This is a genomic window from Oceanobacillus polygoni (assembly GCF_008304605.1).
In the GTDB taxonomy this organism is placed as follows: domain Bacteria; phylum Bacillota; class Bacilli; order Bacillales; family Amphibacillaceae; genus Oceanobacillus; species Oceanobacillus polygoni.
In genome coordinates this window covers 1-1,914 of the sequence record NZ_PIJY01000036.1, presented here as the reverse complement: position 1 = coordinate 1,914, position 1,914 = coordinate 1, and the positions used below count along the sequence as shown (strand labels likewise).

Genomic DNA, 1,914 nt, shown 5'->3' with positions numbered 1-1,914 from the left:
CGGATCCGTCAGCTATAATGTAAAAAGCGTATCAAGAAAACTTAAGCTGGAAAAAGAAGAAAAGGTACATGCTGATATTATGTTGCAATTGGACGTAGAGATTGTTGACTATCCTCCAGACCATCTAGATAAGCAGGAAATGATCAATTTTTTGGAAAATCGATTATCAAAGATTCTCACTGAAAAAGCGGATGCTCTGTTCAAAAAACTTGCAGCGAATCAAAGTGACGTACTTGGATTAGGTAGAGAACTCATTGTCTTTCATCCATCTATATGGAAAGAAATAAAGGGAGAAAATTATTATGAGCATATCCTTGTTAATCCAAAGGTAAAAGTCAATGTTAGAAGTAGTGGAATCATTTTGTGATCACTGAAGTTGATCACCTTCTAATAAGCAAAAATTATTTCTTATCATTATTTGAATTTACCTTTTTAGAAATTACTTTATATTGGAAGTCAGGTGGTAAGCATTCTCTAAAATGCTTGTTTAGATTCAAACACGAGTTCACCAATGATTTTATTTTCAATTTCAAGTTCTTTTCCTTTAGCATCAAAAAGTTTTACTTTAAACATCATTTCAGTAACTCCCTATTCGTACCATTACCTTTATTTTATCATATCTATCCTAATTTCTTTGAAATTATCAGTATAAATACTCAAGTCGTTTGACAGACATAAACAGTCCATTTAGGGTTTAATTTAGATTAAAATAAGGCTTTGTTCACATGAGAAAATAAGGTTTAAATCTATGTATTGTCAAATTAATAATCACTTGCTTAATTATCCATTTTGGATATATGCAATCTTAGTTGGAATTTGTACATCCATTTCAAAATAAAAATAAAAAAACAGTAAAAACCGTTTAAGTTCTTACTGTTTTTTGGGTGATTACACCAAATCAATTATTTAATATCGATAACACCCCTTCAGATAAAAATCTAAAGAGGTAAAACGGTGCAACTTTTTTATAAACGGTTAAACTTTATTTTAAATCTACATCAGTTAAAAACCTCTATTTCCTAATGATGAGCTTCTTCTGCAGCCATTGCTTCTTCTTTAGTGACATGAACAGTACCAAATCGATGATTAGGTGGAGCATATATTGAATAAAGTTTTAATGGAGTATTGCCAGTATTGATTAAATTATGCCATGTTCCAGCCGGTATCATAATAGCAGAGTCATCAAATACTCTTCTCTCGAAATTCAAATTATCCGGGCTATTCCCCATTCGTACAATTCCTTGACCTTGTTCAAGACGTAAGAATTGATCCACGTCTGAGTGGATTTCCAACCCAATATCTTCACCAACATTAATACTCATTAAAGTAACTTGAAGATATTTTCCGGTCCATAAAGCAGTACGGAATGCATTATTGTGCTTTGATGCTTCATTGATATTGACCACAAATGGATTCTGTCCATAATCTGTTAACAAAAAATTATCGCTGCCATTTGGGGAGCGAAAAGAATCAAATTTGTTTATCTGCTCTATCCCATTAGGAGAAGTAAAGTAATCAGACTGTCTTCCATAGTTATACACAGGTATATTAACATAATAAGGATACTGATATACATATGGGTTGTAGTACATTTTTCTCAATCCCTTCACAGTTCATCAAATTATCCTATGTACTATGGGAGGAATGTGTACTTGACTTATGTAACTTTAAAGAAAGTTTTCTCTATAAGGGGTAGCGTCAGGAAAATGCGGATTTACAACGTTAAGGAAATCAAAATATAAAAAGTCTAATTTCTCGGTGTTATAAGTGAAAAATTAGGCTTTAGTTACTTCATTAAAGCGCCTGATTGTTGAAAACTAAAGTTTATATTATGCTCTTATCCTAACAAATTTTATTTAGGACTTACATGTATGCCTTCACTCTCTCGCCAATCTGCGTAAAGTATACGCTTTA

The 1,914-nt window shown here is 32.0% G+C and carries 2 protein-coding genes; one reads left to right on the top strand and one right to left on the bottom strand.

Annotated elements, in window-relative coordinates; all coding sequences use genetic code 11:
• Positions 1-367, top strand: a 367-nt coding sequence (locus F1560_RS17960) for a Ger(x)C family spore germination C-terminal domain-containing protein (RefSeq protein ID WP_281292659.1), incomplete at its 5' end; no start/stop codon positions are given.
• A 652-nt stretch (positions 368-1,019) separates the two neighbouring features.
• Here the strand turns inward: F1560_RS17960 and F1560_RS17955 are convergent.
• Positions 1,020-1,592: a cupin domain-containing protein gene (locus F1560_RS17955; protein WP_149476024.1), complete on the bottom strand. Its 573-nt coding sequence runs from the start codon at positions 1,590-1,592 to the stop codon at positions 1,020-1,022.
• Positions 1,593-1,914 lie beyond the last annotated feature (322 nt).